Annotated in this window: 19 protein-coding genes; 9 read left to right on the top strand and 10 right to left on the bottom strand. The window is 70.7% G+C overall.

Features of this window, described 5'->3' with window-relative positions; all coding sequences use genetic code 11:
- Positions 1-3: 3 nt before the first annotated feature.
- Positions 4-1,863, top strand: a complete 1,860-nt coding sequence (locus AB0O01_RS24940) for an NHL domain-containing thioredoxin family protein (RefSeq protein WP_365316645.1) — start codon at positions 4-6, stop codon at positions 1,861-1,863.
- Positions 1,864-1,911: 48 nt separating this feature from the next.
- Here the strand turns inward: AB0O01_RS24940 and AB0O01_RS24935 are convergent, their stop codons facing one another.
- Together AB0O01_RS24935 and AB0O01_RS24930 are read right to left on the bottom strand one after the other, a co-directional pair.
- The gene (locus tag AB0O01_RS24935; RefSeq protein WP_365316643.1) at positions 1,912-3,210 is read right to left on the bottom strand and encodes a M18 family aminopeptidase; all 1,299 of its coding nucleotides are present in this window, start codon (positions 3,208-3,210) and stop codon (positions 1,912-1,914) included.
- A gap of 107 nt (positions 3,211-3,317) precedes the next feature.
- Positions 3,318-5,144 (bottom strand): acyl-CoA dehydrogenase, encoded by a 1,827-nt coding sequence (locus AB0O01_RS24930; RefSeq protein WP_365316641.1) that lies wholly within the window; start codon positions 5,142-5,144, stop codon positions 3,318-3,320.
- Positions 5,145-5,317: 173 nt separating this feature from the next.
- Between AB0O01_RS24930 and AB0O01_RS24925 the strand changes: the two genes are divergently transcribed.
- Complete coding sequence (locus AB0O01_RS24925) at positions 5,318-5,791, top strand: SseB family protein (protein ID WP_365316639.1); 474 nt, start codon at positions 5,318-5,320, stop codon at positions 5,789-5,791.
- Between the two features lie 137 nt (positions 5,792-5,928).
- Positions 5,929-6,900: a pirin family protein gene (locus AB0O01_RS24920; protein ID WP_365316637.1), complete on the top strand. Its 972-nt coding sequence runs from the start codon at positions 5,929-5,931 to the stop codon at positions 6,898-6,900.
- A gap of 494 nt (positions 6,901-7,394) precedes the next feature.
- On the opposite strand, the gene AB0O01_RS24915 is transcribed toward AB0O01_RS24920, so the two are convergent.
- From AB0O01_RS24915 to AB0O01_RS24900, 4 genes are all read right to left on the bottom strand, one after another.
- Positions 7,395-7,904, bottom strand: coding sequence for a hypothetical protein (locus AB0O01_RS24915; protein ID WP_365316635.1), 510 nt, complete (start codon positions 7,902-7,904; stop codon positions 7,395-7,397).
- A 41-nt stretch (positions 7,905-7,945) separates the two neighbouring features.
- Positions 7,946-8,356: a hypothetical protein gene (locus AB0O01_RS24910; protein ID WP_365316634.1), complete on the bottom strand. Its 411-nt coding sequence runs from the start codon at positions 8,354-8,356 to the stop codon at positions 7,946-7,948.
- Positions 8,357-8,554: 198 nt separating this feature from the next.
- A complete protein-coding gene (locus tag AB0O01_RS24905) occupies positions 8,555-9,085 on the bottom strand; it encodes an NUDIX domain-containing protein (RefSeq protein WP_365316632.1) in 531 nt (176 codons plus the stop codon).
- Between the two features lies 1 nt (position 9,086).
- Positions 9,087-10,442, bottom strand: a complete 1,356-nt coding sequence (locus tag AB0O01_RS24900) for a tetratricopeptide repeat protein (RefSeq protein WP_365316630.1) — start codon at positions 10,440-10,442, stop codon at positions 9,087-9,089.
- A 192-nt stretch (positions 10,443-10,634) separates the two neighbouring features.
- Between AB0O01_RS24900 and AB0O01_RS24895 the strand changes: the two genes are divergently transcribed.
- From AB0O01_RS24895 to AB0O01_RS24875, 5 genes are all read left to right on the top strand, one after another.
- Complete coding sequence (locus AB0O01_RS24895) at positions 10,635-11,384, top strand: hypothetical protein (protein WP_365316629.1); 750 nt, start codon at positions 10,635-10,637, stop codon at positions 11,382-11,384.
- A 78-nt stretch (positions 11,385-11,462) separates the two neighbouring features.
- Entirely contained in the window at positions 11,463-12,374 is a 912-nt protein-coding gene (locus tag AB0O01_RS24890) for an aminoglycoside phosphotransferase family protein (RefSeq protein ID WP_365316628.1), read from the top strand.
- On the top strand, positions 12,375-13,067 hold the full coding sequence (locus AB0O01_RS24885; RefSeq protein WP_365316626.1) for a class I SAM-dependent methyltransferase: 693 nt from the start codon (positions 12,375-12,377) through the stop codon (positions 13,065-13,067).
- A 15-nt stretch (positions 13,068-13,082) separates the two neighbouring features.
- Positions 13,083-13,640 carry an HAD domain-containing protein gene (locus AB0O01_RS24880; protein ID WP_365316624.1) on the top strand — a complete coding sequence of 186 codons (558 nt, stop codon included), beginning with the start codon at positions 13,083-13,085 and terminating at the stop codon, positions 13,638-13,640.
- Positions 13,641-13,932: 292 nt separating this feature from the next.
- Positions 13,933-14,976 (top strand): AI-2E family transporter, encoded by a 1,044-nt coding sequence (locus AB0O01_RS24875; protein WP_365316622.1) that lies wholly within the window; start codon positions 13,933-13,935, stop codon positions 14,974-14,976.
- A gap of 347 nt (positions 14,977-15,323) precedes the next feature.
- Here the strand turns inward: AB0O01_RS24875 and AB0O01_RS24870 are convergent, their stop codons facing one another.
- On the bottom strand, positions 15,324-17,564 hold the full coding sequence (locus AB0O01_RS24870) for a SpoIIE family protein phosphatase (RefSeq protein ID WP_365316620.1): 2,241 nt from the start codon (positions 17,562-17,564) through the stop codon (positions 15,324-15,326).
- A 279-nt stretch (positions 17,565-17,843) separates the two neighbouring features.
- Between AB0O01_RS24870 and aspS the strand changes: the two genes are divergently transcribed.
- Positions 17,844-19,607: an aspartate--tRNA ligase gene (gene aspS, locus AB0O01_RS24865; protein WP_365316618.1), complete on the top strand. Its 1,764-nt coding sequence runs from the start codon at positions 17,844-17,846 to the stop codon at positions 19,605-19,607.
- Between the two features lie 75 nt (positions 19,608-19,682).
- Here aspS and AB0O01_RS24860 read toward each other — a convergent pair whose 3' ends face one another.
- The 3 genes from AB0O01_RS24860 to AB0O01_RS24850 form a co-directional block, all read right to left on the bottom strand.
- Positions 19,683-20,048: a PH domain-containing protein gene (locus tag AB0O01_RS24860; RefSeq protein ID WP_355748045.1), complete on the bottom strand. Its 366-nt coding sequence runs from the start codon at positions 20,046-20,048 to the stop codon at positions 19,683-19,685.
- Positions 20,049-20,251: 203 nt separating this feature from the next.
- On the bottom strand, positions 20,252-21,991 hold the full coding sequence (metG, locus tag AB0O01_RS24855) for a methionine--tRNA ligase (RefSeq protein WP_365316616.1): 1,740 nt from the start codon (positions 21,989-21,991) through the stop codon (positions 20,252-20,254).
- Positions 21,992-22,187: 196 nt separating this feature from the next.
- Positions 22,188-24,425, bottom strand: coding sequence for a VWA domain-containing protein (locus AB0O01_RS24850; RefSeq protein WP_365316614.1), 2,238 nt, complete (start codon positions 24,423-24,425; stop codon positions 22,188-22,190).
- Between the last annotated feature and the right edge of the window lie 178 nt (positions 24,426-24,603).

Raw genomic sequence — 24,603 nt, 5'->3', positions numbered from 1 at the left:
AGGATGAACGACGAAGCCGCCCCGGAGCCCACCCCCGCCCCCACTCCCCACCGCAGGGCGCGGGTCAGGGCGCCCGAGCTGCTCGGCGACGGCGGCTGGCTGAACACCGGCGGTACCGCCTACACCCTCGCCGACCTGCGCGGACGTATCGTCATCCTGGATTTCTGGACGTTCTGCTGCATCAACTGCCTGCATGTCCTGGACGAACTGCGGGAGCTGGAGGAGAAGCACCCGGACACGGTCGTGGTGATCGGGGTGCACTCGCCGAAGTTCGTGCACGAGGCGGATCACGCGGCCGTGGTGGACGCCGTCGAGCGGTACGGCGTCGCGCACCCGGTGCTGGACGACCCGCGGCTCGCGACCTGGAAGCAGTACGCGGTGCGGGCCTGGCCGACGCTGGTGGTGATCGACCCGGAGGGGTACATCGTCGCCCAGCACGCCGGTGAGGGGCATGTGCACGCCATTGAGCGGCTGGTCGCGGAGCTGGAGACCGAGCACGCCGCCAAGGGCACCCTGCGGCGCGGCGACGGCCCGTACATCGCCCCCGAGCCGGAGCCGACGGTGCTGCGGTTCCCCGGCAAGGCGCTGCCGCTGCCCGGCGGAACGTTCCTGGTCAGCGACACGACCCGGCATCAGCTCGTGGAGCTGGCGGCGGACGGGGAGAGCGTGCTGCGCCGGATCGGCGAGGGCACGCGCGGCCTGGCCGACGGCCCCGCCGACCGCGCCCGCTTCCAGGAGCCGCAGGGGCTGGCCCTGCTCCCGGACGGCACGGTCGTCGTCGCCGACACCGTCAATCACGCGCTGCGCCGCTTCGACCCGGCGACCGGGGCGACGACGACCCTGGCGGGGACCGGCGCCCAGTGGATGCAGGGCGACGCCGTCTCCGGTCCGGCCCGCGAGGTCAGCCTCTCCTCGCCCTGGGACGTGGCCTGGTGGCAGGGCCGGGTGTGGATCGCGATGGCGGGCGTGCACCAGTTGTGGGCGTACGACCCGGACGCGGGGGCGGTGGCGGTCACCGCCGGGACCACCAACGAGGGGCTGGTCGACGGGCCCGGCACGGAGGCGTGGTTCGCCCAGCCGTCCGGGCTCGCGGCCACCCCGGACCGCCTCTGGCTGGCCGACGCCGAGACCAGCGCCCTGCGCTGGGTGGACCCCGACGGCTCCGTCCACACCGCCGTCGGCACCGGCCTGTTCGACTTCGGCCACCGCGACGGCCCCGCCGACCGGGCCCTCTTCCAGCACCCGCTGGGCGTGACCGCCCTGCCCGACGGCTCGGTGGCCGTCGCCGACACCTACAACCACGCCCTGCGCCGCTACGACCCCGCCACCGGCGAGGTCACCACCCTCGCCACCGATCTGCGGGAGCCCAGCGACGCGGTGCTGGCCGGGGAGGACCTCCTGGTCGTCGAGTCCGCCCGCCACCGGCTGACCCGGCTGCGCCTGCCGGAGGAGGCGGTGCGCGTCGCCCCGGTCGCCCACCGCACCGCCCGCGAGGCGACGGACGTGGCGCCCGGCGCCCTCCGCCTCGACGTGATCTTCCAGGCCCCGGCCGGCCAGAAACTCGACACCCGGTACGGCCCCTCCACCCGGCTCCTGGTCTCCTCGACCCCGCCCGAGCTGCTCCTGAAGGGCGAGGGCGCGGACACCGACCTCACCCGCGCCCTGCGTCTGAACCCGGATGTCCCCGAGGGCGTGCTGCACATCGCCGCGATGGCCGCGTCCTGCGACGACGACCCGGCCAACCCCTACCCGGCCTGCCATGTCCACCAGCAGGACTGGGGGGTGCCGGTGCGGCTGGTGGCGGGGGGAGCGGGACGACTGGCGCTGGTGCTGGCGGGGCTGGACGAGGAGCCCGCCCCGTAGAGCGGCCCGATGGCCGGGCGTCTGGGCGTCGTACGGTGCCGCTGTGCGTCAGCCCTCCAGAAACGCGATCAGCGCATTCCCCAGCATGTGCGGATCATCCACCCCGCACAGCTCGCGGGCGCTGTGCATCGACAGGATCGCCACGCCGATGTCGACCGTGCGGATGCCGTGGCGGGCGGCGGTGATGGGGCCGATCGTGGTGCCGCAGGGCATGGAGTTGTGGGAGACGAAGGACTGGAAGGGGACGCCTGCCTTCTCGCAGGCCGCCGCGAACACCGCCCGGCCCGAACCGTCCGTCGCGTAGCGGTTGTTGACGTTGACCTTGAGGATCGGGCCGCCGTTGACCCGGGGGTGGTGGGTCGGGTCGTGGCGCTCGGCGTAGTTGGGGTGGACGGCGTGGCCGGTGTCGGAGGAGAGGCAGATCGTTCCGGCGAAGGCGCGGGCGCGGTCCTCCCAGGTGCCGCCCCGGGCGAGTACCGACCGCTCCAGGACGCTGCCGAGCAGCGGGCCGTCGGCGCCGGTGTCGGACTGGGAGCCGTTCTCCTCGTGGTCGAAGGCGGCGATCACGGGGATGTGGGGGAGGGCCTCGCCGCAGGCGGCGACCGCGGTCAGGGCCGCCGTCGCGGCGTGCACGGACAGGAGGTTGTCCATGCGCGGGCCCACGACCAGCTCCTGGTCCCGGCCCAGCAGCGCGGGCGGCTCGACGGGGTGCGTCATCAGGTCCCACCCGGCGACCGAGCCCGCCGCGAGCCCGGCCTCCTGCTCCAGGAACGCGATCAGATCGCCGTCCCGGACGTCGTTGCCGAGCCCCCACACCGGCTGGAGATGGCGCTGCTTGTCCAGTTTGAGGCCCTCGGACGACACCGAGCGGTCCAGATGGATCGCGAGCTGCGGGACGCGCAGCAGCGGGCGGTCCACGGTGACCAGCCGTGCCGTGCCGTCCCGGAGGGTGAGGCGGCCGGCGATACCGAGGTCCCGGTCCAGCCAGGAGTTCATCAGCGGGCCGCCGTAGATCTCCACCGCGATCTGCCGCCAGCCGTGCCCCCCGGTGTCGGGCAGCGGCTTGACCCGCAGATTGGGGGAGTCGGTGTGCGCGCCCACGATCCGGAACGGGGTGTGCGGTGCCGCCCCCTCCGGTACGTACCAGGCGATGATCGCGCCGCCGCGCAGCACATAGCGCCCGCCCGTGCCCGCGTCCCAGGCGTCGGTCTCCGCGACCTGCCGGAACCCGGCCTTCTCCAGCCGCTCGGCGACGGCCGCGACGGCGTGGTACGGCGACGGCCCGGCCGCCAGGAACGACATCAGGTCTTCGGTGTGGCCGCGGTCGAGGCGGACGGGTTCGCTCATGGGTTCACCTTAACGACGTACCGGGGCCCGCTTCCCTGGGTGGGAGCGGGCCCCGGTGAGGACGGTGTGGAGACCGGCCGGTAGGCGGGTTCAGGGGGCGGCCGGGGTCAGAACGCGGCCTCGTCCAGCTCCATCAGGTCCAGGTCCACCGTCTCGGAGATCTTGCGGGCCAGGGTGACACCCGGCAGGACGTTCGCCGCGAAGAACTTCGCCGCCGCGATCTTGCCGGTGTAGAAGGGCACGTCCTTCGCGGACGCCGTCGGCAGCTTCTCGGCGGCGACGGCCGCGCCGCGCAGCAGCAGATAGCCGACGATCACATCGCCGGAGGCGAGCAGCAGCCGGGTGGTGTTCAGGCCCACCTTGTAGATGTTCTTGACGTCCTGCTCGGTGGCCGCGAGGTCGGTCAGCATCAGACCGACGATCGCCTCCAGCTCGACGGCCGCCTTCGCCAGGTGCTCGCGCGCCCCGGCCAGCTCCGCGCCGCCGGTGCCCAGCGCCAGGAACGTCCTGATCTCCTCGGCCAGCGAGTTCAGTGCCGCGCCCTGGTTGCGGACGATCTTCCGGAAGAAGAAGTCCTGCCCCTGGATCGCCGTCGTCCCCTCGTACAGGGTGTCGATCTTGGCGTCGCGGATGTACTGCTCGATCGGGTACTCCTGGAGGAATCCGGAGCCGCCGAGGGTCTGGAGCGACTGGGCGAGCTGCTCGTAGCCCTTCTCGGAGCCGTAGCCCTTGACGATCGGGAGCAGCAGGTCGTTCAGCGCGTGCTCGGCGGACGCGTCCTCGCCGGACGCCTCCTTGGCCAGGATGGCGTCCTGCACGGACGCGGTGTGCAGCACCAGGGCGCGCATGCCCTCCGCGTACGCCTTCTGCGTCATGAGGGAGCGGCGGACGTCGGGGTGGTGGGTGATGGTGACCTTGGGCGCGGACTTGTCCATGAAGTTCGCCAGGTCGGGGCCCTGGACGCGCTCCTTGGCGTACTCCAGGGCGTTGAGGTAGCCGGTGGAGAGGGTGGAGATCGCCTTGGTGCCGACCATCATCCGGGCGAACTCGATGATCCGGAACATCTGCCGGATGCCGTCGTGCCGGTCGCCGATCAGCCAGCCCTTGGCGGGGTGGCGGTCGCCGAAGGTCAGCTCGCAGGTGTTGGACGCCTTGAGGCCCATCTTGTGCTCGACGTTCGTCGCGTACACGCCGTTGCGCTCGCCCAGCTCGCCGGTCTCGACGTCGAAGAGGAACTTCGGGACGAGGAACAGGGACAGGCCCTTGGTGCCGGGTCCGGCGCCCTCGGGGCGGGCCAGGACGTAGTGGAGGATGTTCTCCTCCAGGTCGTGCTCGCCGGAGGTGATGAAGCGCTTCACGCCCTCGATGTGCCAGGAGCCGTCCTCCTGCCGGACCGCCCGGGTGCGCCCGGCGCCCACGTCGGAACCGGCGTCCGGCTCGGTCAGCACCATCGTGGAGCCCCAGGTCCGCTCGACGGCGATCGAGGCGGCCCTGCGCTGCTCCTCGGTGCCCTCCTCGAAGAGGATGCGGGCGAACGCCGGGCCGGAGGAGTACATCCAGATCGCCGGGTTGGCCCCGAGGATCAGCTCCGCGTACGACCAGATCAGCGAGGGCGGGGCGGTGGTGCCGCCGATCCCCTCGGGCAGGCCGAGACGCCAGTACTCCGAGTCCATGAACGCCCGGTAGCTCTTCTTGAAGGAGTCCGGCACGGGTGCGGTGCCGGTCTCGGGGTCGAAGACGGGCGGGTTGCGGTCGGCGTCGGCGAACGACGCGGCCAGTTCGTTCTCCGCGAGCCGGGTCAGCTCCGAGAGAACGCTCTTCGCGGTGTCGGTGTCCATCTCCTCGAACGGGCCGGTGCCGTACAGCTTGTCGCGTCCCAGTACTTCGAAGAGGTTGAACTCGATGTCGCGGAGATTCGACTTGTAGTGCCCCATGGCGATGGCTCCGTAGAGATCGGCGAGGCACTCACTCCTCGCGCCCCGTTCACATATCCAGTGCTGACTACGATGATGCTACCCGCCGGTAATAAGATGCAACCCCCACCCGGCCACCGGTGAGCGGGGTCCTTCGGGCCCCCGGCCCGCGCCCGCTCGGTACGCTTGCGCGCATGTACGGATACGGGCAGCCGATGGACAACGGTGGCGCGCAGTACGCCCAGCCGCAGCAGATGCCCGGCGGCGTCGGGGGCTACGGGCAGCAGCAGCCGCTGTATCCGGAGCCGTCCCCGCCCTCGCTCGCCGACGCGGTGCGCGCGTTCACCACCGGGCAGATGCCGGCCGAGGACTTCCAGCAGGTCTTCGCCACCTCGAAGGTGTACTGCCCGCGCGGCGACAACCCCGGCTTCCTCGCCCTGCACAACACCCAGCAGCCGGTGATCCCGATGTTCTCCTCGCTGAAGGAGCTGCGCCGGTACGCGGGCAAGGAGTCCAAGTACTTCGTGATCACCGGTTCGGAGGTGATCGATCTGCTGCCGACCGGCTACGGCTTCGTCCTGGACATGGAGGGCGAGCACCGGATGGTCTTCGACGCCAAGGCGGTCGAACAGATGGTCGACTTCGCGATGCGGCGGATGTACGGCTGAGCCGACCGTCACCGTCTCGTCGCGGTCCGCGACTGTTTTCGGAGCCCGGAGGGAATGCCCTCCGGGCTCCCTCCGTTACAGGTGGCAGAAAGTTCAACCATCAACTAAAGTGAGCGCGTACACAAGGAGGTACCGACATGCCCGCTGTAACCGTCGAGAACCCGCTGACGCTGCCCCGAGTGGCCGCTTCCGCCGACGCCGTGGCCCGACCCGTGCTCGCCGTCACCACCGCGCCCGGTGGCTTCGAGGGCGAGGGCTTCCCGGTGCGTCGTGCCTTCGCCGGGATCAACTACCGCCACCTCGACCCGTTCATCATGATGGACCAGATGGGCGAGGTGGAGTACGCGCCGGGCGAGCCCAAGGGCACCCCCTGGCACCCCCACCGCGGCTTCGAGACCGTCACCTACATCATCGACGGCATCTTCGACCACCAGGACAGCCAGGGCGGCGGCGGCACCATCACCAACGGCGACACCCAGTGGATGACGGCGGGCTCTGGCCTGCTGCACATCGAGGCCCCGCCGGAGCACCTCGTCGTGTCCGGCGGTCTCTTCCACGGCCTCCAGCTCTGGGTGAACCTCCCCGCCAAGGACAAGATGATGGCGCCGCGCTACCAGGACATCCGCGGGGGCCAGGTCCAGCTCCTCACCTCCCCCGACGGCGGCGCGCTGCTCCGCGTCATCGCCGGTGAGCTGGACGGACACGCGGGCCCCGGCATCACCCACACCCCGATCACCATGATCCACGCCACGCTGGCGCCGGGCGCGGAGATCACCCTGCCCTGGCGCGAGGACTTCAACGGGCTCGCCTACGTCCTCGCCGGGCGCGGCACGGTCGGCGCCGAGCGGCGCCCGGTCAAGCTCGGCCAGACCGCGGTCTTCGGCGAGGGCTCCTCGCTCACCGTCCGCGCGGACGAGAAGCAGGACGGGAACACCCCCGACCTGGAGGTCGTCCTCCTCGGCGGGCAGCCGATCCGGGAGCCCATGGCGCACTACGGACCCTTCGTCATGAACACCCGTGACGAACTCCAGCAGGCGTTCGAGGACTTCCAGAAGGGCCGGCTGGGCACCATCCCGGCCGTGCACGGGATGACGGAGGGCGGTTTGTAGGGCTCGCTGGAGCCGCATGTGGACGGGTTCGGTCCGGGCGGGGCCGTCCGCGCTCTACCGTCGTGATGCTCGTCGGCGGCTGCGTGACCACCTGTGCCAGTGGCCTGTGAATATCCGTTCCACAGTCATCGTCAGTGCCAGTCCTGCGACGGCGAACCCGCAGGACTGGAAGAACAGGCTGCTGAGACCGGACCCCCAGAACGCCAGGCAGGCTGAGAGGCTACCGACTGTGAAAACCCCAGTCCCTATGAGCCCAAGTAGTACATAGAGCGGTGCAAGGGCATTGCGTAGGCTCCCAGTCGACTCGGACGGTGATCGCGCACCGTGAACGTGCACTGTCACGTGCTGATCGCGGCCAGCCTGATACACGTGCCCTTCGTCCTCAGCGTGGGCATGCATCTGCCAGCGGGAGTGTTCGTTGCCGGGTTGGCCCTCGGCCTTCATCGCTGGTTTCTCCTCAGGCTGGCGGACAGCATTACGTACTTGGGACGGGATCACAGAGGGCCGAGCCAACGAGCCATCTCAAGACCAAGGTCTCCGATGAACTTGAATAGGGCGTCAGCGGGGTCCCGAATGGCGTAGTAGAAGAAGATGCCGACGCTTACGGGTACGTACAGCCAGGGAACCGCATCGATCAGGTGAGAGCTGTAGGAGAGGCGCTCACGAAGAATGGTGAAGCCGGTGGCACCGACGATGACAGCTCCGAGGGAGAAGACCACGGGCCACCAATGAGACGGGTCGGTCCTGTCTGTCCATACGGCGCGTGTGCTGGCACCCGCGATCGCGAGCGGAAGGAGTGGGACCAAGGCGAGTAGCACGCTGAGTAATGTCTCCCAGGTCCCGTCCCAGGGACTTCCTCCCTGGTCGGTGTACTCCCAACCGTCGTCCCCTTGATCGCCATAGTCATCTGCATCGGGCGCCGCGCCATGAAAGTGATACTCCGTGATGTGCTGGTCGCGGCCCGCTTGGTAGACACGCCCCTCATCCTCTGCCTCGGCGTGCATGTGCCAAGGAGCGTTGTCTTCGTCGTCCCAATGGCCTGGGCTCATCGTCCGCTGATGAACTGGTTTCCGCCTGCTTGGTTCACCTGACTGTGATCGTGGGCCTCTGCGTGGAAGCTGATGTTTGCTGGGGATGTGCTGGCCTCCCCTAGCCGCGACAGGAATGCCTCGAACTCCGCTGCAGCCGCTGCATCATTCAGGAAAAGCGTCAACATGCGCCCTTGCCATGCGGACTGAAGAGCCTGTCGGACCTGCTCGACCTCGCTGGCCGGGGTGGAAAGAAGAGTCGATCGGGTCGTGTCGAGGTCCTGTTCCAGTTCACTGGCAGAGTCGGGGCGAAACTGTCGCCACAGAGTGACAACCCCTGATCGAAGCGTGCTCCATCCGTCTGTCGCCATGGCCGATACCACGGCTGTACCGCTGGCGGAGGCCAAGGCAATGAGCGTCGGGTCCACGGTTTCCCCTCCTCAGTTGTATCCACACGTTCGACTGATAGTGAATCAGTAACTTCGCCGTCTGGGTGGCACTCAAGAGAATGATCAACGAGCCGAGGGGCTCGACACATCATCGATGGCGTAGGCGCAGGGAACTCGCCTGGGCGGAGCGGAATCGGCCGGGTTTGTGGTCATGTCCTGCCCGGTGAACTGCGCTCGCTATGTCCATCCGTTCAGTGACACCTGTGGACCGTCGGTGAGGTAGCGGTCGAGGGCGCTGGCGGTCGTGTCCACGAAGGCGCCGGGGATGGCGTCGGCATCGACCCAGCGGACCTGGGAGTGCTTGCGGGGTTCGCGGTTCTCGGGTTCGCCGGTCCATTCATGGGCGGCGAAGACGATCGTGAGGAAGCCGTTGGGGGCTTCGACGCCCCAGGCGCCGTGGATGATGTGGGCGACATTGAGGGACTCGGGCTTCACGGTGAGGCCCGTTTCCTCGTGGAGCTCGCGGACCGCCGTTTCGGTGATGGGCTCGCCCGGCTCGCTCTTGCCGACGGGAAGGTCCCACAGGCCCTGGGCGAACTTGGCGTTCTCGCTGCGCTGGAGGAGGACGACGCGGTTGGTGGCCTTGTCGTGGACGATGACGGCCGCGACCAGCAAGGTCATTGATTCGAGCGCAGGCTTGAGGGCTTGGGAGCGGTCGTCGGTCTGTTGGGCCACGATGTTCCCTTCGTCGGGCGGGTTGTTGGGCATGTTAGGCGAGGGCCTCGCGCGCGCGGCGGGCGAGATCGGCAGCACCCGGGACGCGGCGGCGCTGGTAGACCGCGAGGGTGGACCGGATCGAGGTGATCGCCTTGCGGGTGCGGTCGGAGGTCATGCCCTCCATGAGGACGAGGGCTTGGGTCCAGGCGGCGACGGCTTCGTCGGCGCGGGTTTGGGCGGCAAGGCTGTCGCCGAGGTCGGCGTGGGTGAGGGCGTGGACGCGCTTGTACTTTTCGGGGTCCCAGCGGGTGAGGGCGTCGCGGTGCTGCTGTTCGGTGCCGATGTGGTCGGCGAGGTCGGTCAGGGTGCGGGCGGTGTGGCTGGCTACGGTGCCGGCAGCGGGGCCGCTGACGCGGGAGTAGCTGGGCTGGTGGTCGTCGTCCCGGAGGAGGGCGTCTTCGGCGGCGAGGAGGGCACGTGCGGCCGACGGGCTCTCGTTGGTGGCGGCGTAGGCGCGGGCGTGGGTGATGTGGAGGAGGGCCTCGGTCTGGCCGTCAACGTGGCCGAAGCCGCGTCGCAGGGCGCCTTCGACGAGGTCGACGCAGTGGTGGGGCTGTTTGAGGCTCAGGGCCTGGTGGGCGAGGGCGCGCATCATCCAGGCGGCGTGGCCGTGGGGATCGGCTTCGCAGGCGAGTTGGTAGCCGACCTGGTAGTAGCGCTGGGCGGCGCCTTCGTGGCCCAGGTCGTGGTGTTTCCACCCGGCGAGGTAGGCGAGTTCGGCGACGGCGCCGAAGGCGGCCCGGCGTAACGGCTCCGAGGGGAAGCGTCCACGGAGCATCGGGGCGGCGGTGTCGGCGAGGTAGGCGGTGACGGTGGTCAGGCCGTGGCCGCCGCCGAGGCGTTCGTCGGCTGCGCTGAAGGCCGCGGTGATGTGGCGTACGACGTCGATGTCCTCGGCTCCGATGAGGGAGCGGCCGGTGCGGGCGCGGAGCATCCGGGAGGTGGCTTCGTGGTCGTGGAGGAGCGGCATGGCGACGCCGGCCGTTGTGAAGGCGGCGATGGCAAGGAAGCGGCGGCGTTCGACGTCGGCACGGCCGAGGTCGGTGACTGTCTCGACCGGGTCGCCGTTCGAGGTGGCCTCGGCGTCGCGGGGCTGAAGGCCGATCTGGGCCTGGGTGACGACGTGGCCTAGGCGGCGGGAGAGGGCTTCGGCAAGGTACTGGCCGGCCTGACCTGAGGGCGCGCGGGTGCCGTTGGCCCAGTGGGAGATGGCGGACTTGTTGGTCTGGAGGAGTTCGCCGTTCTCGGCGGCGATGCGGCGGACGTCCTTGGCAAGGGCTTCGTACGTGCATCCGGCAGCCTGGATCGTCTCGAACAGGCGGGAGTTGGCATCGGTCGGCGCTGGCACGTTCCTCCGTCCCGGAGCTGTAAACCGCGTATACCGCTTGGGCTCGGTCACACCGTACCCACTCTGCGTAGCGGGCGGTTCACTTATCGACAGCCGCCCCACTCTCGGGCCGGGCGGCCCCCACGTTTCTTACGCCCTACCGGGCTCGGGCATTCCTATGCCCTGACCCGGACGATCAGAGACGGAGACACGGTGACCACCATCGACACCGCGACCATCACGGTCGAGCTGCCCGACGCCTTCGACCCGCGCTGGAGCCGCTTGCCCGGCATCCAGGTGGACGGTCGGCGCATCACCATCGACCCGGCCGAGTACTTCTTCCGCTTCGAGTCCAACACCTGGCTCGTCGCTGACTGGGAGCTGGTCAAGGGCCAGCTTCTGGACGTCGACGAGACGACCGAGAGTGCGGTCGAGCAGTTGGCGCTCGACTTCGTCAAGAACCACGGAGAGTCCACCTCCGACGCCGCCCGCGTCCTGGCCACCGCGTACGAGGTGTACGCGTACCTCCTCCGCGACGAGCACCTCACCGGCCTCGGCCTCCCGCAGATCACCGCCGACCACCTGCGGATGCTCCGCGAGGCCGCCACGCTCATGGCGCTCAACAAGGTCGAACTGGACGGGCACATCGCCAACGTCGGCCCATGCTGGTTCTTCCCCGCCGCCACCTCCGTCGTCTTCGACCTGGACGACGAGACGGGCGGGATGCTCGACGAGGTCTACCACGGCGGCTGGTTCAACGAGCACCGCCGCGTCGAGTCCATCAAGGCCCACGCCGCCCTCGGCGGCCGGCTCGTGCACGGCTGCCAGTCCGTGCCGGACCAGTCCGGCGGCGTCGTCGCGCCCTACGGTGCCTCGATGGCCAACTTCCGTGACGACCTCGCCGCGTTCAAGGCGGGCTGGATCGAGCAGGTCTACGCCCACCGCGTGACCACGGCCGAGTAGCCCTCACCCCCGTACGGCTTCGGGGCGGACAGGCACGTTCGCCCGCCCCGGAGCCCACCAACCCCTGGAGACAGCCCCATGGACCAGAGCCTGACCGCCGCCCTGCTGGACGACCTGTGCGCCCTCATCCGCAAGCCCCTTCCCAAGCGCACGGAGATCCGCGTCTGGGGCCTGTCCGGAGTCGAACGCGTCACCTTCCCCGACGGCACCACGGCCGTCTTCAAGTACGCCAAGGAGCCCTTCGACCGCGAGGCCCACACCCTGCGGATCGCCCACCAGCGCGGGCTGCCGGTCCCCGAGCTCCATGCCACCGCCATGCAGGACAAGTGGCTCGGGATGCTCATGGACGATCTCGGCACCCCGGTACGGGACGCCGACGACCTCGACGGCGTCGCCGCCGCCGTGACGCTCCACACAGCCCGCCCGGCAATCGGCCTGCCCTTCCTGGACGGCGCGGGACTCGCGGCCCTGCCGAGCCAGGCCCTCGAACACCTCCAGCGGCTTCGAAAGGCCGACCGGTGGACGGACTGCGACGACATCGAGACGGCCCTGGGGAAGATCTCCGCAGCAGCCGAGGCCCGTACCCAAGGGGCAACGCTCGATCCATTCGGCTGGGTGCACTCCGAGTTCCACCCCACGAGCGTCCACATCGGGGAGGAGGGCTGGCACCTCCTCGACCTCGCCCGCGCCTTCACCGGCCCTGGCCTGATCGATCTCGCCTCGTACCACGGCACCACCGACGCGCCGAGCCCAGTCCGACTGCGGGCGTTCCTGGAGCAGTATGTCGCCGCAGGCGGGCACGAGGACGCCCTCGCCGCCCGTGGCGGCCTGACCGCTGAGGCATGGGCCCTGGGCTGGCACCGCATGTGGGCCGTCGAGTGGTTCATGGAGCAGGCCATCCGCTGGATCAACGACCCGACCAGCGACCCCGCGTACATCCCCGTCGTCCGCCGCCACCTCAGCGACGTGGTCCAACTCCTGGAGGTCTAGGTGCTCGCCCAGATCTCCCCCTGGTACGCCCACGCCGCCCAGCGCCTCGCCACCGCCCCTGCCCACGCCCTCACACCTCCCGCACGGATGGAGTGGAGCACCCACCCCGGTCTGGGCCCCGGCGCGGAGATCCTCGGCCGGGACCTGCGCAGCAAGCGCATCCTGGAGCTGGGCTGCGGCCCCGGCCACAACGTCGCCCACCTCGTCCAGCACCACCAGGCCCGCGTCACCGGAGTCGACCTCGTGGGCCTCCAGGTACGGCGGGCGCGCTCACACTACGGCCACATCGACGGCGCCGCCTTCGCCGCCGGCCACGCGCTGCACCACCTCCAGGCCACCGGCCAGACCTTCGACGCGGTCTACTCGGTCTTCGGCGCCGTCGGCTTGGTCGCCCCTGAGCTCCTGCTCGCCGCTATCTCCCGCCACCTCGTGCCCGGCGGTGTACTGGCCTTCTCCGTACCGCACCCGGCACGGGCCGGAAGACATCCTTCGACGGACGACCGCCCCCGCGAGGACTACGTCACCCTGCCCGACCGCACCCGGCTGCCCATCGCCCGCTGGGAGTACGACGCCGACCGCTGGGCCGCCCATCTCTCCCGGACCGGCATGCGGATCACCTCGGCCATCGAGCTGCGGCACCCGCGCCTCGACCCGTGGCCCACCACCTTCCTGATCACCGCCCGGAAACGCTGACCGACGGAGGCAGCCATGTCCCTGCCCTACCTCCTCCTTGACATCGACGGCGTCCTCGTACCATTCCCGGCGCCCGACGGCAGCACCCCACGCACCCACGTCCGCCACACCGTCCTGCCCACTGGCCGCGACCCTGACAACCCGGTATCGATCTGGCTCCACCCTGCCCACGGCCCGTTGCTCGCTGGCTTCCTTGCCGGTGGTCTCGTCGCCCCCGTGTGGTGCACGAGCTGGCGCAAGGACGCCACCGTCATCGTCGGCCCGCTCCTCGGACTGCCGGAGTTCCCGTATCTCGACCTCCCCCGCCCTCAGATCACCACCAGCCACCCGAATGGCTACCTCTGGAAGCGTGACCACGTCGAACCGTGGCTCGGCGGGTCAGCGGTTGCCTGGGTGGACGACGACTTCACCCACCTCGACCACGCCTGGGCCGCCGAACGGACCACCCGCGGATGTCCCACGCTGCTCGTCGAGCCGGACCCGTACGTCGGCCTTCAGGAAGCACACCTCGTGCAGATCCAGGAATGGGCCTCCCGCTACCGGATGGCGACGGGGTCTCCCGAAGCCGCGTAGCCAGGCCGGACCCGTAGGCCCGTCGCTTTCCTCAGTGGGGCTCCGCCTAGGCGTTCCGGTGGGCGATGAAGCGGGCTACCGCGGCGTCCAGTCGGGCAGCCGTCCTCCTCACGCCTTCCAAGACGGCGCGGGCTTCGGTCGCCTCCTCTCCGGAGTTCAGGGGCCCGTCGGCCGATCACCGGCTGACGCCCAGTCATCGCCCTTCATCGCGCCCTCTCGGCGGAGCCCCGGCACTCACCCGGGCGGGCCGTCCGGACAGGACAGCCCGCCCGCCGCGTGATCCGCTGAAGGGATGCGCCTGCTACCCGAGCCCGTACGCCGCCTCGCCGCCTGGTGCGCCGTCATCCTGCTGGCGGTGGCCGTGGCCTGGATCGGGATCCGGCTCTGCTCGGTGCTGCGCACCGCTGTCGTCCCGGTCCTGCTCGCGCTGCTCGGCACGGCGCTGCTGCGCCCCTTCCACCGGCGGCTGGTCGGGGCCCGTGTCAACCGGTCGCTGGCCGCCGCCCTCACCTGCGTCGCCGTGGTCGCCGTCGTCGGCGGCGCGGTCTATATCGTCGTCGCCGCGCTGATCGACTCCGGCGACCAGATCATCTCCTCCCTCAAACAGGCCGCCACCTCGCTCGCCCAGCACTTCGGCGCGGCCGGCACCTCGCTCAACGACCTCGCGACCAACTCCCGCGATCTGCTCAGCAAATTCGGCGGCACCGCGGCCTCCGGGGTGATCAGCGGGGTCAGCGTGGTGGGCGAGACCATCGCCCTGGCCGTGCTGGCGCTGCTGCTGGTCTTCTTCTTCCTGCGCGACTCCGACCGGGCCGCCGGGACGCTGCGCTCCCTGTCGCCCCCCGGGACCGCCGACACCATCGAGGCCATGGCCCGGCGCGCCTTCCGGGCCGTCGAGGGCTTCATGCGCGGCACCACCGTGATCGCCTTCATCGACGCCGTGTGCATCACGATCGGGCTGCTGATCCTGCGGGTGCCCGGCGCGATGGGGCTGGGCGCGCTGGTCTTCGTCGGCGCGTACATCCCCTACCTCGGCGCCTTCATCTCCGGGGCGGTCGCGGTGCTGGTCGCGCTCGCCGACCGGGGGTTCGTGATCGCGCTGTGGGCGCTCGGGGTGGTGCTCGCCGTCCAGGTGCTGGAGGGGCATGTCCTCCAGCCGGCCATCCAGAGCCGGACGGTGCAGATGCATCCGGCGGTGGTGATGCTCGCCATCACCGCGGGGGCGTCGGTCGCCGGGATCCTCGGCATGCTGCTCGCCGTCCCGCTCACCGCGGCGGCCTTCGGGGTCATCAGCGAACTGCGCGACCACTACGCGCCGGGGGCGGGTGCGTCGTAGGACCGTGCGACCGGTCCGTCGTGGGGGCGCCCCGGTCCAGGAGGGCAGGGACCCGGACCGGGGCGGTTCCCGTGAGGGGCGTACGGCGGTGGAGGTTCCGGACCTCGCCGGGTCCGGGGACGGGGCATCCGGCCCGTCCCGGGTCCTGCGGCGAGGCATCCGGCCGCCGATTCACGGGCTGCGTCTTCGACGATACGGACGGTGAGGGGATGGGTGCTGTGTGTGAGGGGTCAAACGCCCGGAACGAGGGAAACGGGTGCGGACCCGTCACCCGGGGTCACCTGGCGTGCGCCCGGGGCACGGTGCGTGACGGGGGCGGCCCCTGCTCATGCGGTTGGGTCGCCGGGTCAGCCGGCCTCGTCCTCGTCGGGGAGGCCGTAGTCGTCCAGCTCGTCCATCTCGTCCAGCTCGTCCAGCTCCAGGGCCAGGAGGTTGTCGGCGGCAGGCGTGATCCCGGGGGCGTTCGTGCCCTCGGCCTCGCGGAGTTCGAACCAGATGCTCTTGCCCTCGCCCCGGGGATCGACGCCCCAGGCGTGCGCCAGCAGCTCGATCAGGATCAGACCGCGGCCGGAGGAGGCCAGCTCCCCGGGGCGGCGCTTGTGGGGCAGGTCCTCGCCCGCGTCCGTGACCTCCACCCGCAGCCGCCGCCCACCGGGCTCCCCGCTGATGTCGGCGACGAGCAGCGCGTCGGTGTCGGTGTGCACCAGGACATTGGTCAGCAGCTCGGAGACCAGCAGGACGGTGGAGTCGACCTGGTCCGCCGACGCCCAGTCGTGCAGCAGCTCCCGGAGCTGCTGCCGGGCCACCGCGATCCGCTCCGGCTCGGCCTGCGCGACCGTCAGCATGGTCCGCCGGACCGGGGTGAGGACGGCCGCCGGACCGCCGAGCCCCGGGGCGTCGCTCTGCCGGTGCAGGAGCAGGACGGCGATGTCGTCCTCGCGGCGGTCGGCCAGCGGGCCGGTGGTGTGGTGCGAGGACGGCCCGTGCACCGCCTGGACCAGGGCGTCGGCGAGGGTCTCCAGATCGCCGGTGTGCTCCTCCAGGGTCGCCCGGATCCGCTGCCAGCCGGTGTCCAGGTCATGGCCGCCGGTCTCGATCAGCCCGTCCGTGCACAGCGCCAGCGTCTCCCCGGGCTGGAGCGCGAAGGTGGTCGTCGGATAGTCGGCGTCGGGGTCGATGCCCAGCGGCAGCCCGCCCGAGGTGGCCCGCCGCAGCACGGTCCCGTCCGCCATCCGGATCGCCGGGTCGGGGTGGCCCGCGCGGGCGATGTCCAGGACGCCGGTCGCCGGGTCGGCCTCGACATAGAGGCAGGTCGCGAAGCGCGGGTCGGCGCCGGAGTCGTCGTGGTGGGAGCCGATGCCGTGCAGGAAGCGCGAGGCGCGGGAGAGGACCGCGTCCGGGCGGTGGCCCTCGGAGGCGTAGGCGCGCAGCGCGGTGCGGAGCTGGCCCATCAGCCCGGCGGCGCGCACGTCATGGCCCTGGACGTCCCCGATGACCAGGGCGAACCGGCGGCCCTCGCCGGGCAGCGGGATCACGTCGTACCAGTCGCCGCCGACCTGGAGGCCGCCGCCGGTCGGGACATAGCGGGCGGCGACCGTCATTCCGGGGATCTTCGGGCCGAGCGTGGGCAGCATGGAGCGCTGGAGGCCGTCGGTCAGCTCCCGCTCGGACTCGGCGACCCCGGCGCGGGCCAGCGCCTGGGCCAGCATCCGGGCGACCGTCGTCAGCACGGACCGCTCGTCGGGGTTGAAGGCGACCGGGTAGGCGAAGGCCGCCATCCAGGCGCCCATGGTCCGCCCGGCGACCGTCAGCGGCAGAAACGCCCAGGACTGGCGGCCGAAGCCCGCCGCGAGGGGCCAGGTGACCGGGTAGCGGGACTTGTACTGCTCGGGCGAGGAGAGATAGACGGCCCGGCCGGTGCGGCAGACCTCGGCGGCCGGATAGTCGGTGGCCAGGGACATGTGCGAGAAGGGGTCCTCGTCGCCGGGCTGCTGTCCGTGGTGGCCGACGATGGTCAGCCGGTCGGCCTCCACCCCGAACACCGCGAGCCCGTCCGGGGTGAACCCCGGCATCGACAGCCCGGCGGCCACCCGCAGCACCTCGGCCGTGGACCGGGCCTCGGCCAGCGCCCGCCCCGCGTCCAGCAGGAACGCCTCCCGCGAACGCCGCCAGTCCCCGGTGACGGCCCGCCGCCCGGCCGGGGTGCCCGGGGTCGGCTCGGTGACCTCCTGAAGCGTCCCGATCAGCTCGTAGGCCCGTTTCTCCGGGTCGAAGGACGGCTTGGAGCGGCTGCGGACGATCCGGATGATCCGGCCCCGCTCGTCCATGACCCGGATCCGGACCTCGGCGAGGGTGTCCTCGGCGACCGCGAGCTGTACCACCCCGGTGATCTCGTTCCAGTCCACGGGGTGCAGCCGGGCTCTGACCTGGGCCTCGGTCAGGACGCTCGGTTCCGCGGGCAGCCCGAGCAGCCGGGCGGCCTCGGCATCCACCGTGACCTGCCCGATCGAGGTGTCCCAGTGCCACAACCCGGTGGCGAGGGCGGCGAGGACCTGCCCCACTGCCGGCAGGGGCTCACCAGTGCGCATTGCCCCACTGTAAGAACAGCCGATCGAACAGTGCCACTGATGCCGCCCGCCAGTGGCGTACGGCACGGTCGTCCGGGGGCGGGCACGGGGGCCGTAATGCAGGGGAGGGGCGGTCCGGGCGGCCGGTACCCTGGGGGGCACCCCGGAGGCGATGTTTCACGTGAAACACGGTGAGACAGACCCTCCACCACCCGCACTTCCCCATAGACCCGATCTACACCCGTATACACCCGTATACACCCGATATACCTCCGATCAGCGAAGGCTGGATGAACGACGATGCATCGGTACAGGTCCCACACCTGCGGCGAGCTGCGATCCTCTGACGTCGGCACCGACGTCCGGCTCAGTGGCTGGCTGCACAATCGGCGCGACCTGGGCGGCATCCTCTTCATCGATCTGCGCGATCACTACGGGATCACACAGTTGGTGGCCCGCCCCGGCACCCCCGCCTACGAGGCCCTGGACAAGGTCTCCAAGGAGTCGACGGTCCGGGTCGACGGCACGGTCGTCTCCCGGGGCGCGGAGAACGTGAACCCCGATCTGCCGACCGGTGAGGTCGAGGTCGAGGTCGGCGAGGTCGAGCTGCTCGGCGCCGCCCAGCCGCTGCCCTTCACCATCAACGCCGAGGACGGGGTGAACGAGGAGCGGCGCCTGGAGTACCGCTTCCTCGACCTGCGCCGCGAGCGGATGCACCGCAACCTGATGCTGCGCACGGCGGTCATCTCGGCGATCCGGCACAAGATGACCGCGCTGGGCTTCAACGAGATGGCGACGCCGATCCTGTCGGCGACCTCCCCCGAGGGCGCCCGCGACTTCGTCGTACCGTCCCGGCTGAACCCGGGCAAGTTCTACGCCCTCCCGCAGGCGCCGCAGCAGTTCAAGCAACTGCTGATGATCTCCGGCTTCGACCGCTACTTCCAGATCGCGCCCTGCTTCCGCGACGAGGACGCCCGCGCGGACCGCTCGCCGGGCGAGTTCTACCAGCTCGACGTGGAGATGAGCTTCGTCGAGCAGGAGGACGTCTTCCAGCCGATCGAGCGGCTGATGACGGAACTCTTCGAGGAGTTCGGCGGCGGGCGCACGGTCACCTCCCCCTTCCCCCGCATCCCGTTCCGCGAGGCGGCGCTGAAGTACGGCTCCGACAAGCCGGACCTGCGGGCGCTGCTGGAGCTGGTCGACATCACCGATGTCTTCGAGGGCTCGGAGTTCAAGGCGTTCGCGGGCAAGCACGTCCGGGCGCTGCCGGTGCCCGCCGTGCAGGACCAGCCCCGCAAGTTCTTCGACCAGCTCGGCGAGTACGCCATCGCCCAGGGCGCGAAGGGCCTGGCCTGGGTGCGGGTCGGCGCGGACGGCGCGCTGACCGGCCCGATCGCGAAGTTCCTCACCGAGGAGAACGTCAAGGTCCTCACCGAGCGCCTCGGCCTCGCCCCCGGCCACGCGGTCTTCTTCGGCGCGGGCGACTTCGACGAGGTCTCCAAGATCATGGGCGCGGTCCGGGTCGAGGCGGCCAGGCGCGCCGGGCACTTCGAGGAGAACGCGTTCCGCTTCTGCTGGATCGTCGACTTCCCGATGTACGAGAAGGACGAGGAGACCGGCGCGATCGACTTCTCCCACAACCCCTTCTCCATGCCCCAGGGCGGCCTGGAGGCCCTGGAGACCCAGGACCCGCTGGACATCCTGGGCTGGCAGTACGACATCGTCTGCAACGGAGTCGAACTCTCCTCCGGCGCGATCCGGAACCATGAGCCGGAGATCATGCTCAAGGCGTTCGAGATCGCGGGCTACGACCGGGACACGGTGGAGGAGAAGTTCGCCGGGATGCTCCGCGCGTTCCGCTTCGGCGCCCCGCCGCACGGCGGTATCGCCCCCGGCGTCGACCGGATCGTCATGCTCCTCGCCGACGAGCCCAACATCCGCGAGACCATCGCCTTCCCCCTCAACGGCAACGCGCAGGACCTGCTGATGGGCGCCCCGACGGAGCTGGACGAGGCCCGGCTGCGGGAGCTGCACCTTTCGGTGCGGAAGCCGCAGCCGAAGTAGGACGCGCGACGGCGAACGCCGAACGCCCCGCCCCGGCTCGCGCCGGGTGCGGGGCGTTGTGCTGCCCGTGGTGGATCAGCGGGCGACGAACTGGGTCAGGATGGCCTGGACCTCGTAGATGTCGACGCCCTTGGTGAAGGTCTTCTGGACCGGGGTCGGCGAGCCCGAGACCCAGATCTTCAGTTCCGCGTCAAGGTCGAACGTGCCGGCCGTCTCCACCGCGAAGTGCGTGATGCTGCGGTACGGGATCGAGTGGTACTCGACCTTCTTGCCGGTGATGCCCTGCTTGTCGACCAGGATGAGACGGCGGTCGGTGAACAGGATGGTGTCGCGGATGAGCTGGTACGCGGCGTGCACCTGCTCGCCCTGGCCCAGGAGCCGGGTGTAGTCCTGGGCGGCCTGGGCCGGGTCTATGGCGTGCGCGTTACCGAAAAGAGCCATGGTGGTGTCCCCCCATTTGAATGATCGTCCGGAATGTATATCTTGCGGGCGGGGGGTTTGGCCATGGGGGATCGGGTACCGGTTGGACCCCGGTGCCGGGTGGTCGGTCCCGGTGGTCGGTGGTCGGTGGCCAGCGGTCGGTGGTCGGTGGCTAGCGGTTGGTGGCCAGCGGTCGGTGGTCGGTGCCTGGTGTCCGGTGGTCGTCAGGCGGATTCGGTGGGCTCGCCGCCGAAGCGGTCCTTGTAGGTCTCCAGGTCGTCGTCCGTCAGCTTGGCGAACAGGACCGGGGGGACCCTGAAGGGGGTGCCGGGCGGGAGGGTGGTCAGGGACCTCGCCTCGGCGGGGGTGACCCAGGTCGCGTCATCGCCGGGCAGGGTGAAGGCCGCCCGCATCTCCGCCGACGTTGACGGGATGATCGGCTCCGAGACCACCGCGTAGAGGTGGATCAGGTTCATGGCGGTGCGCAGGGTGAGGGCCGCGGCCGGCTGGTCGGTCTTGATCTCCAGCCAGGGGGCCTTCTCCTCCAGATAGGAGTTGCCCGCCGACCAGAGGGCGCGCAGCGCCGCCGCCGCCTTGCGGAACTGGAGGGCTTCGAGCTGGGTCTCGTAGTCCGACAGGAGGCGGGCGATCTCCTCGCCGAGCTTCGCCTCCGCCTCGCCGGGCTCGCCGCCCGCCGGGACCTCCTCGCCGAAGCGCTTCCTGGAGAAGGACAGCACCCGGTTCACGAAGTTGCCGAGGGTGTCCGCCAGGTCCTTGTTCACCGTCGCCGTGAAGTGCTCCCAGGTGAAGGACGAGTCGTCCGACTCCGGGGCGTTGGCGATCAGGAAGTAGCGCCAGTAGTCGGCCGGGAGGATGGAGAGCGCCTGGTCGGTGAAGACGCCCCGCTTCTGGGACGTGGAGAACTTGCCGCCGTAGTACGTCAGCCAGTTGAACGCCTTGACGTAGTCGACCTTCTTCCAGGGCTCCCGGACGCCGAGTTCGGTGGCCGGGAACATCACGGTGTGGAAGGGGACGTTGTCCTTCGCCATGAACTCCGTGTAGCGGACGGGGTCGGGGCCGGTGTCGGCCTCGTACCACCAGGACTTCCAGTCGCGGGTCTCACCGTCGGGGGCCTGGTCCGACCACTCCTTCGTCGCGCCGATGTACTCGATCGGGGCGTCGAACCAGACGTAGAAGACCTTGCCCTCGGCGGCCAGCTCCGGCCAGGTGTCCGCCGGGACGGGGACGCCCCAGTCCAGGTCGCGGGTGATCGCGCGGTCGTGCAGGCCCTCGGTCAGCCACTTGCGGGCGATGGAGGAGGCGAGCTGCGGCCAGTCCGCCTCGTGGGCGGCCACCCACTCCTCCACCTCGTGCTGGAGCTTGGACTGGAGGAGGAAGAGGTGCTTGGTCTCGCGGACCTCCAGGTCCGTGGAGCCGGAGATCGCCGAGCGCGGGTTGATCAGGTCCGTCGGGTCCAGGACGCGGGTGCAGTTCTCGCACTGGTCGCCGCGGGCCTTGTCGTAGCCGCAGTGGGGGCAGGTGCCGACGACATAGCGGTCGGGGAGGAAGCGGCCGTCCGCCGGGGAGTACACCTGACGGATCGCGCGCTCTTCGATGAAGCCGTTCTCGTGGAGGCGGCGGGCGAAGTGCTGGGTGATCTCGCGGTTCTGGGGGGAGGAACTGCGGCCGAAGTAGTCGAAGGCGAGGGCGAAGCCGTCGTAGACCGCCTTCTGGGCGTCGTGCGCCTGCGCGCAGAACTCGGCGACGGGGAGGCCCTGCTCCTTCGCCGCGAGTTCGGCGGGGGTGCCGTGCTCGTCGGTGGCGCAGATGTAGAGGACGTCGTGGCCGCGCTGGCGGAGGTAGCGGGAGTAGACGTCGGCCGGGAGCATGGACCCCACCATGTTGCCCAGGTGCTTGATCCCGTTGATGTACGGAAGGGCGCTGGTGATGAGGTGTCGAGCCATCCGGCTGCTCCAGGTTCTCTGCTGGTCTGTGCTGGTGAGGGGTGGGGAGGTGAGGTGGGGAGGGGTGGGGGTGTGTGGTGGTGGGTCGGTGAGCCTTCAAATCGTAGCCGACAGGGGTGGGCCGCCCGCTTCTCGATTTCCGGGGGACTGGCGGAGGGGGAGGAGGGGCGGCCCGGGGGAGTGGGAGGGGTGGGGGTCAGGGGCGCCAGTTCCTGAGGATGCCCTCGTGGACTTCCTTGTCGGTGAGTTCCAGGGGGGTCTCGCCGGCCAGGAAGTAGGAGGTGTTCGGGGTTTTGAGCTTGCGGAGGTAGTCGAACGCCTTGTTCTCCGGGTCGCCGAACGCGACGAAGGAGAAGTGGATCTGGGGGTGTGACTTCGCGGCGGCGGTCAGGGCCTGGGTCGCGGGGGTCTTGGCGTCCGGGGCGCCGTCGGTCTGGAAGACGACCAGGGCGGGGTGGGCGGTGCCTGTTTTGTCGTAGTGGGTGAGGATTTCTTCTACGGCTGCGTGGTAGCTGGTGCGGCCCATGCGGCCGAGGGTGGGGTGGACTTCGTCGATCTTGGTGTGGTGGTCGGTGGGGGTGAGGTCGGTGGTGCCGTCCAGTTCGGTGGAGTAGAAGACGACGTGGACGGTGGGGGTCGGCTCCGCCGGGGGGAGGTGGGGGTGGGTGGTGAGGGCGTAGGTCTGGGTGGCGAGGGCCTGGGCTGAGCCGTCCTTGTAGTACGGGCGCATGCTGGCGGAGCGGTCCAGGGCTAGGTAGATGTGGGTGGGGGTGAGTGTGGGGGCGGGGGTGGGGGTGGTTGTGGGGGTGGGCGGCTCGGCTTCGCCGTCGCCGGGTGTTTTCCCACCCGCACCGCCCGTGCGGGTGGCGATGGCGGGTGCGGGGTGTTCCTGTGGGGCGGGCTCGCCGTTGGCGGCTGCGGGTTCGGGGGTGGGGGTCGGCTCCGCCGGGGTGGGGGAATCGGGGGTCGGGTCCGATGCCTCGGGGGTCGGGGTCGCTGATTCGGGGGTCGGGTCCGATGCCTCCGGGGTCGTGGCAGTGGTTTCCGGGGTGGGCTGTGGGTCCTCGGTGGGGGCGGGGGGCTCCTCGGCGACCGGGGTCGGCGGCTCTTCGGTGGCTGCCGGGTCCTTGACCTCGGGGGTTGCCTCGGCGGCGGGGGTCTCGGGCTCGGTGGCGGGCGTCTCCGGTTCGGGCTTTGCCTCGGCGACCGGCTCGTCCAGCTTCTCGGCGGCTGCCTTCGGCTCGATGGGCCCGGGTTCGTCCACCGGCTCGGCCTTCGGCTCTGCCGCCTCGGGGCTGGCCTCCGGCTCGTCGGCGGCCTTGGGCTCGGCCTCCGGCTCGTCGGCTGGCTCGGCCTTCGGCTCCGCCTGGGCAGGCTCCGTCTCCGCCGGAACGGCCTCGGTCTCCGGCTCGGCGCTCTCGGGCTGCTCCGCCTCCGCGATCTCCGCCTCGGCGGTGACCGGCGTCGCCTCCTGCGGTTCAGCGGCGACCGGCGTGGGCTCCTCGGCCTCGGCCGCGACCGGCGTCGCCACCTCCGGCTGAGTAGCTGCCACCTCCTCCGTCTCAACGGCGGTCGGAGTCGTTTCCTCCGCGTCACCCGCGACCGGCGTTGACGCCTCTGCCTCACCAGCGACCGCCGCTGCCTGCTCCGCCTCACTCGCGGCCGGAGTCGAGGTCTCCGCCTCACTCTCGACCGGCGTTGACGCCTCCGCGTCACCCGCGGCGGCCGGAGCCTCCTCCTCCGTCTCGGCGGCGGCCGGAGTCGCTTCCTCCGTCTCGCCTGCGGCCGGAGTTGCTTCCTCCGTCTCGGCGGCGGCCGGAGTCGCTTCCTCCGCCTCGGCGGTGACCGGCGTCGCCTCCTCCGCGTCACCCGCGGCCGGAGCCGCCTGCTCCGCCTCAGTGGCGACCGGCGTCGCCTCCTCCGACTCACCTGCGGCCGGAACCGATCCCTCCGCCTCGCCCCCGACCGGCGTCGATCCCTCCGCCGCGTCCGCCCCCGGCGTCGCCTCCGCCGCGTCCGCCCCCGGCGTCGATCCCCCGGTGCCCTCTCCCCCCACCGGCTCCGCCGGCCTCGGGACCGTGACATTGTCGAAGGCCGCCGAGACCAGGTCGTGTGCCTGTGGGGAGGACGACCGGGGTTCCGGGACCTGGACCGGGGTCGGTTCCGGGGACGGGGAGGGGATCGTGGGCGTCTGCGCCGGGGCCTGGGTCTGCGTGCGGGTCCGCGACTCCGTTTCCGTGTCGCCGCCCCCGCCCCCGCTCCCGCCCGCTTCCGCCGAGGTCTCCGCTCCGGCGCCGACCGTTGCCGCCGTTGCGGTGTCCTCCGTCGGGGGTGCCAGGGTGCTCGTCGCGGGGGTGCCCGCACCCTCCGGCTCGGCGGATCGCGCTCTGCGTGAGCGGCTGAATGCGTTCCGCAGGAGAGTGAGAATGCCCATGTGCGCAACCCTTCGCGTGAGTTGATGCCCGTCGATCCCTGGCCAGGACGGACACGTAAGGTTAGCGGCCCGATGGGGTGATCTTGGGGAGGGATCGGGTGGGCCGCCTCACCCGCACCCGCCACCCGCATCCGCCCCCGAACTCGCCACCCGGACCCGCTGCCCGGCGCCGGTGTCC

Origin of the sequence: Streptomyces sp. NPDC093252 (assembly GCF_040683675.1) — a bacterium.
Lineage (GTDB): Bacteria > Actinomycetota > Actinomycetes > Streptomycetales > Streptomycetaceae > Streptomyces.
This window is presented reverse-complemented; position numbering and strand designations above follow the sequence as displayed.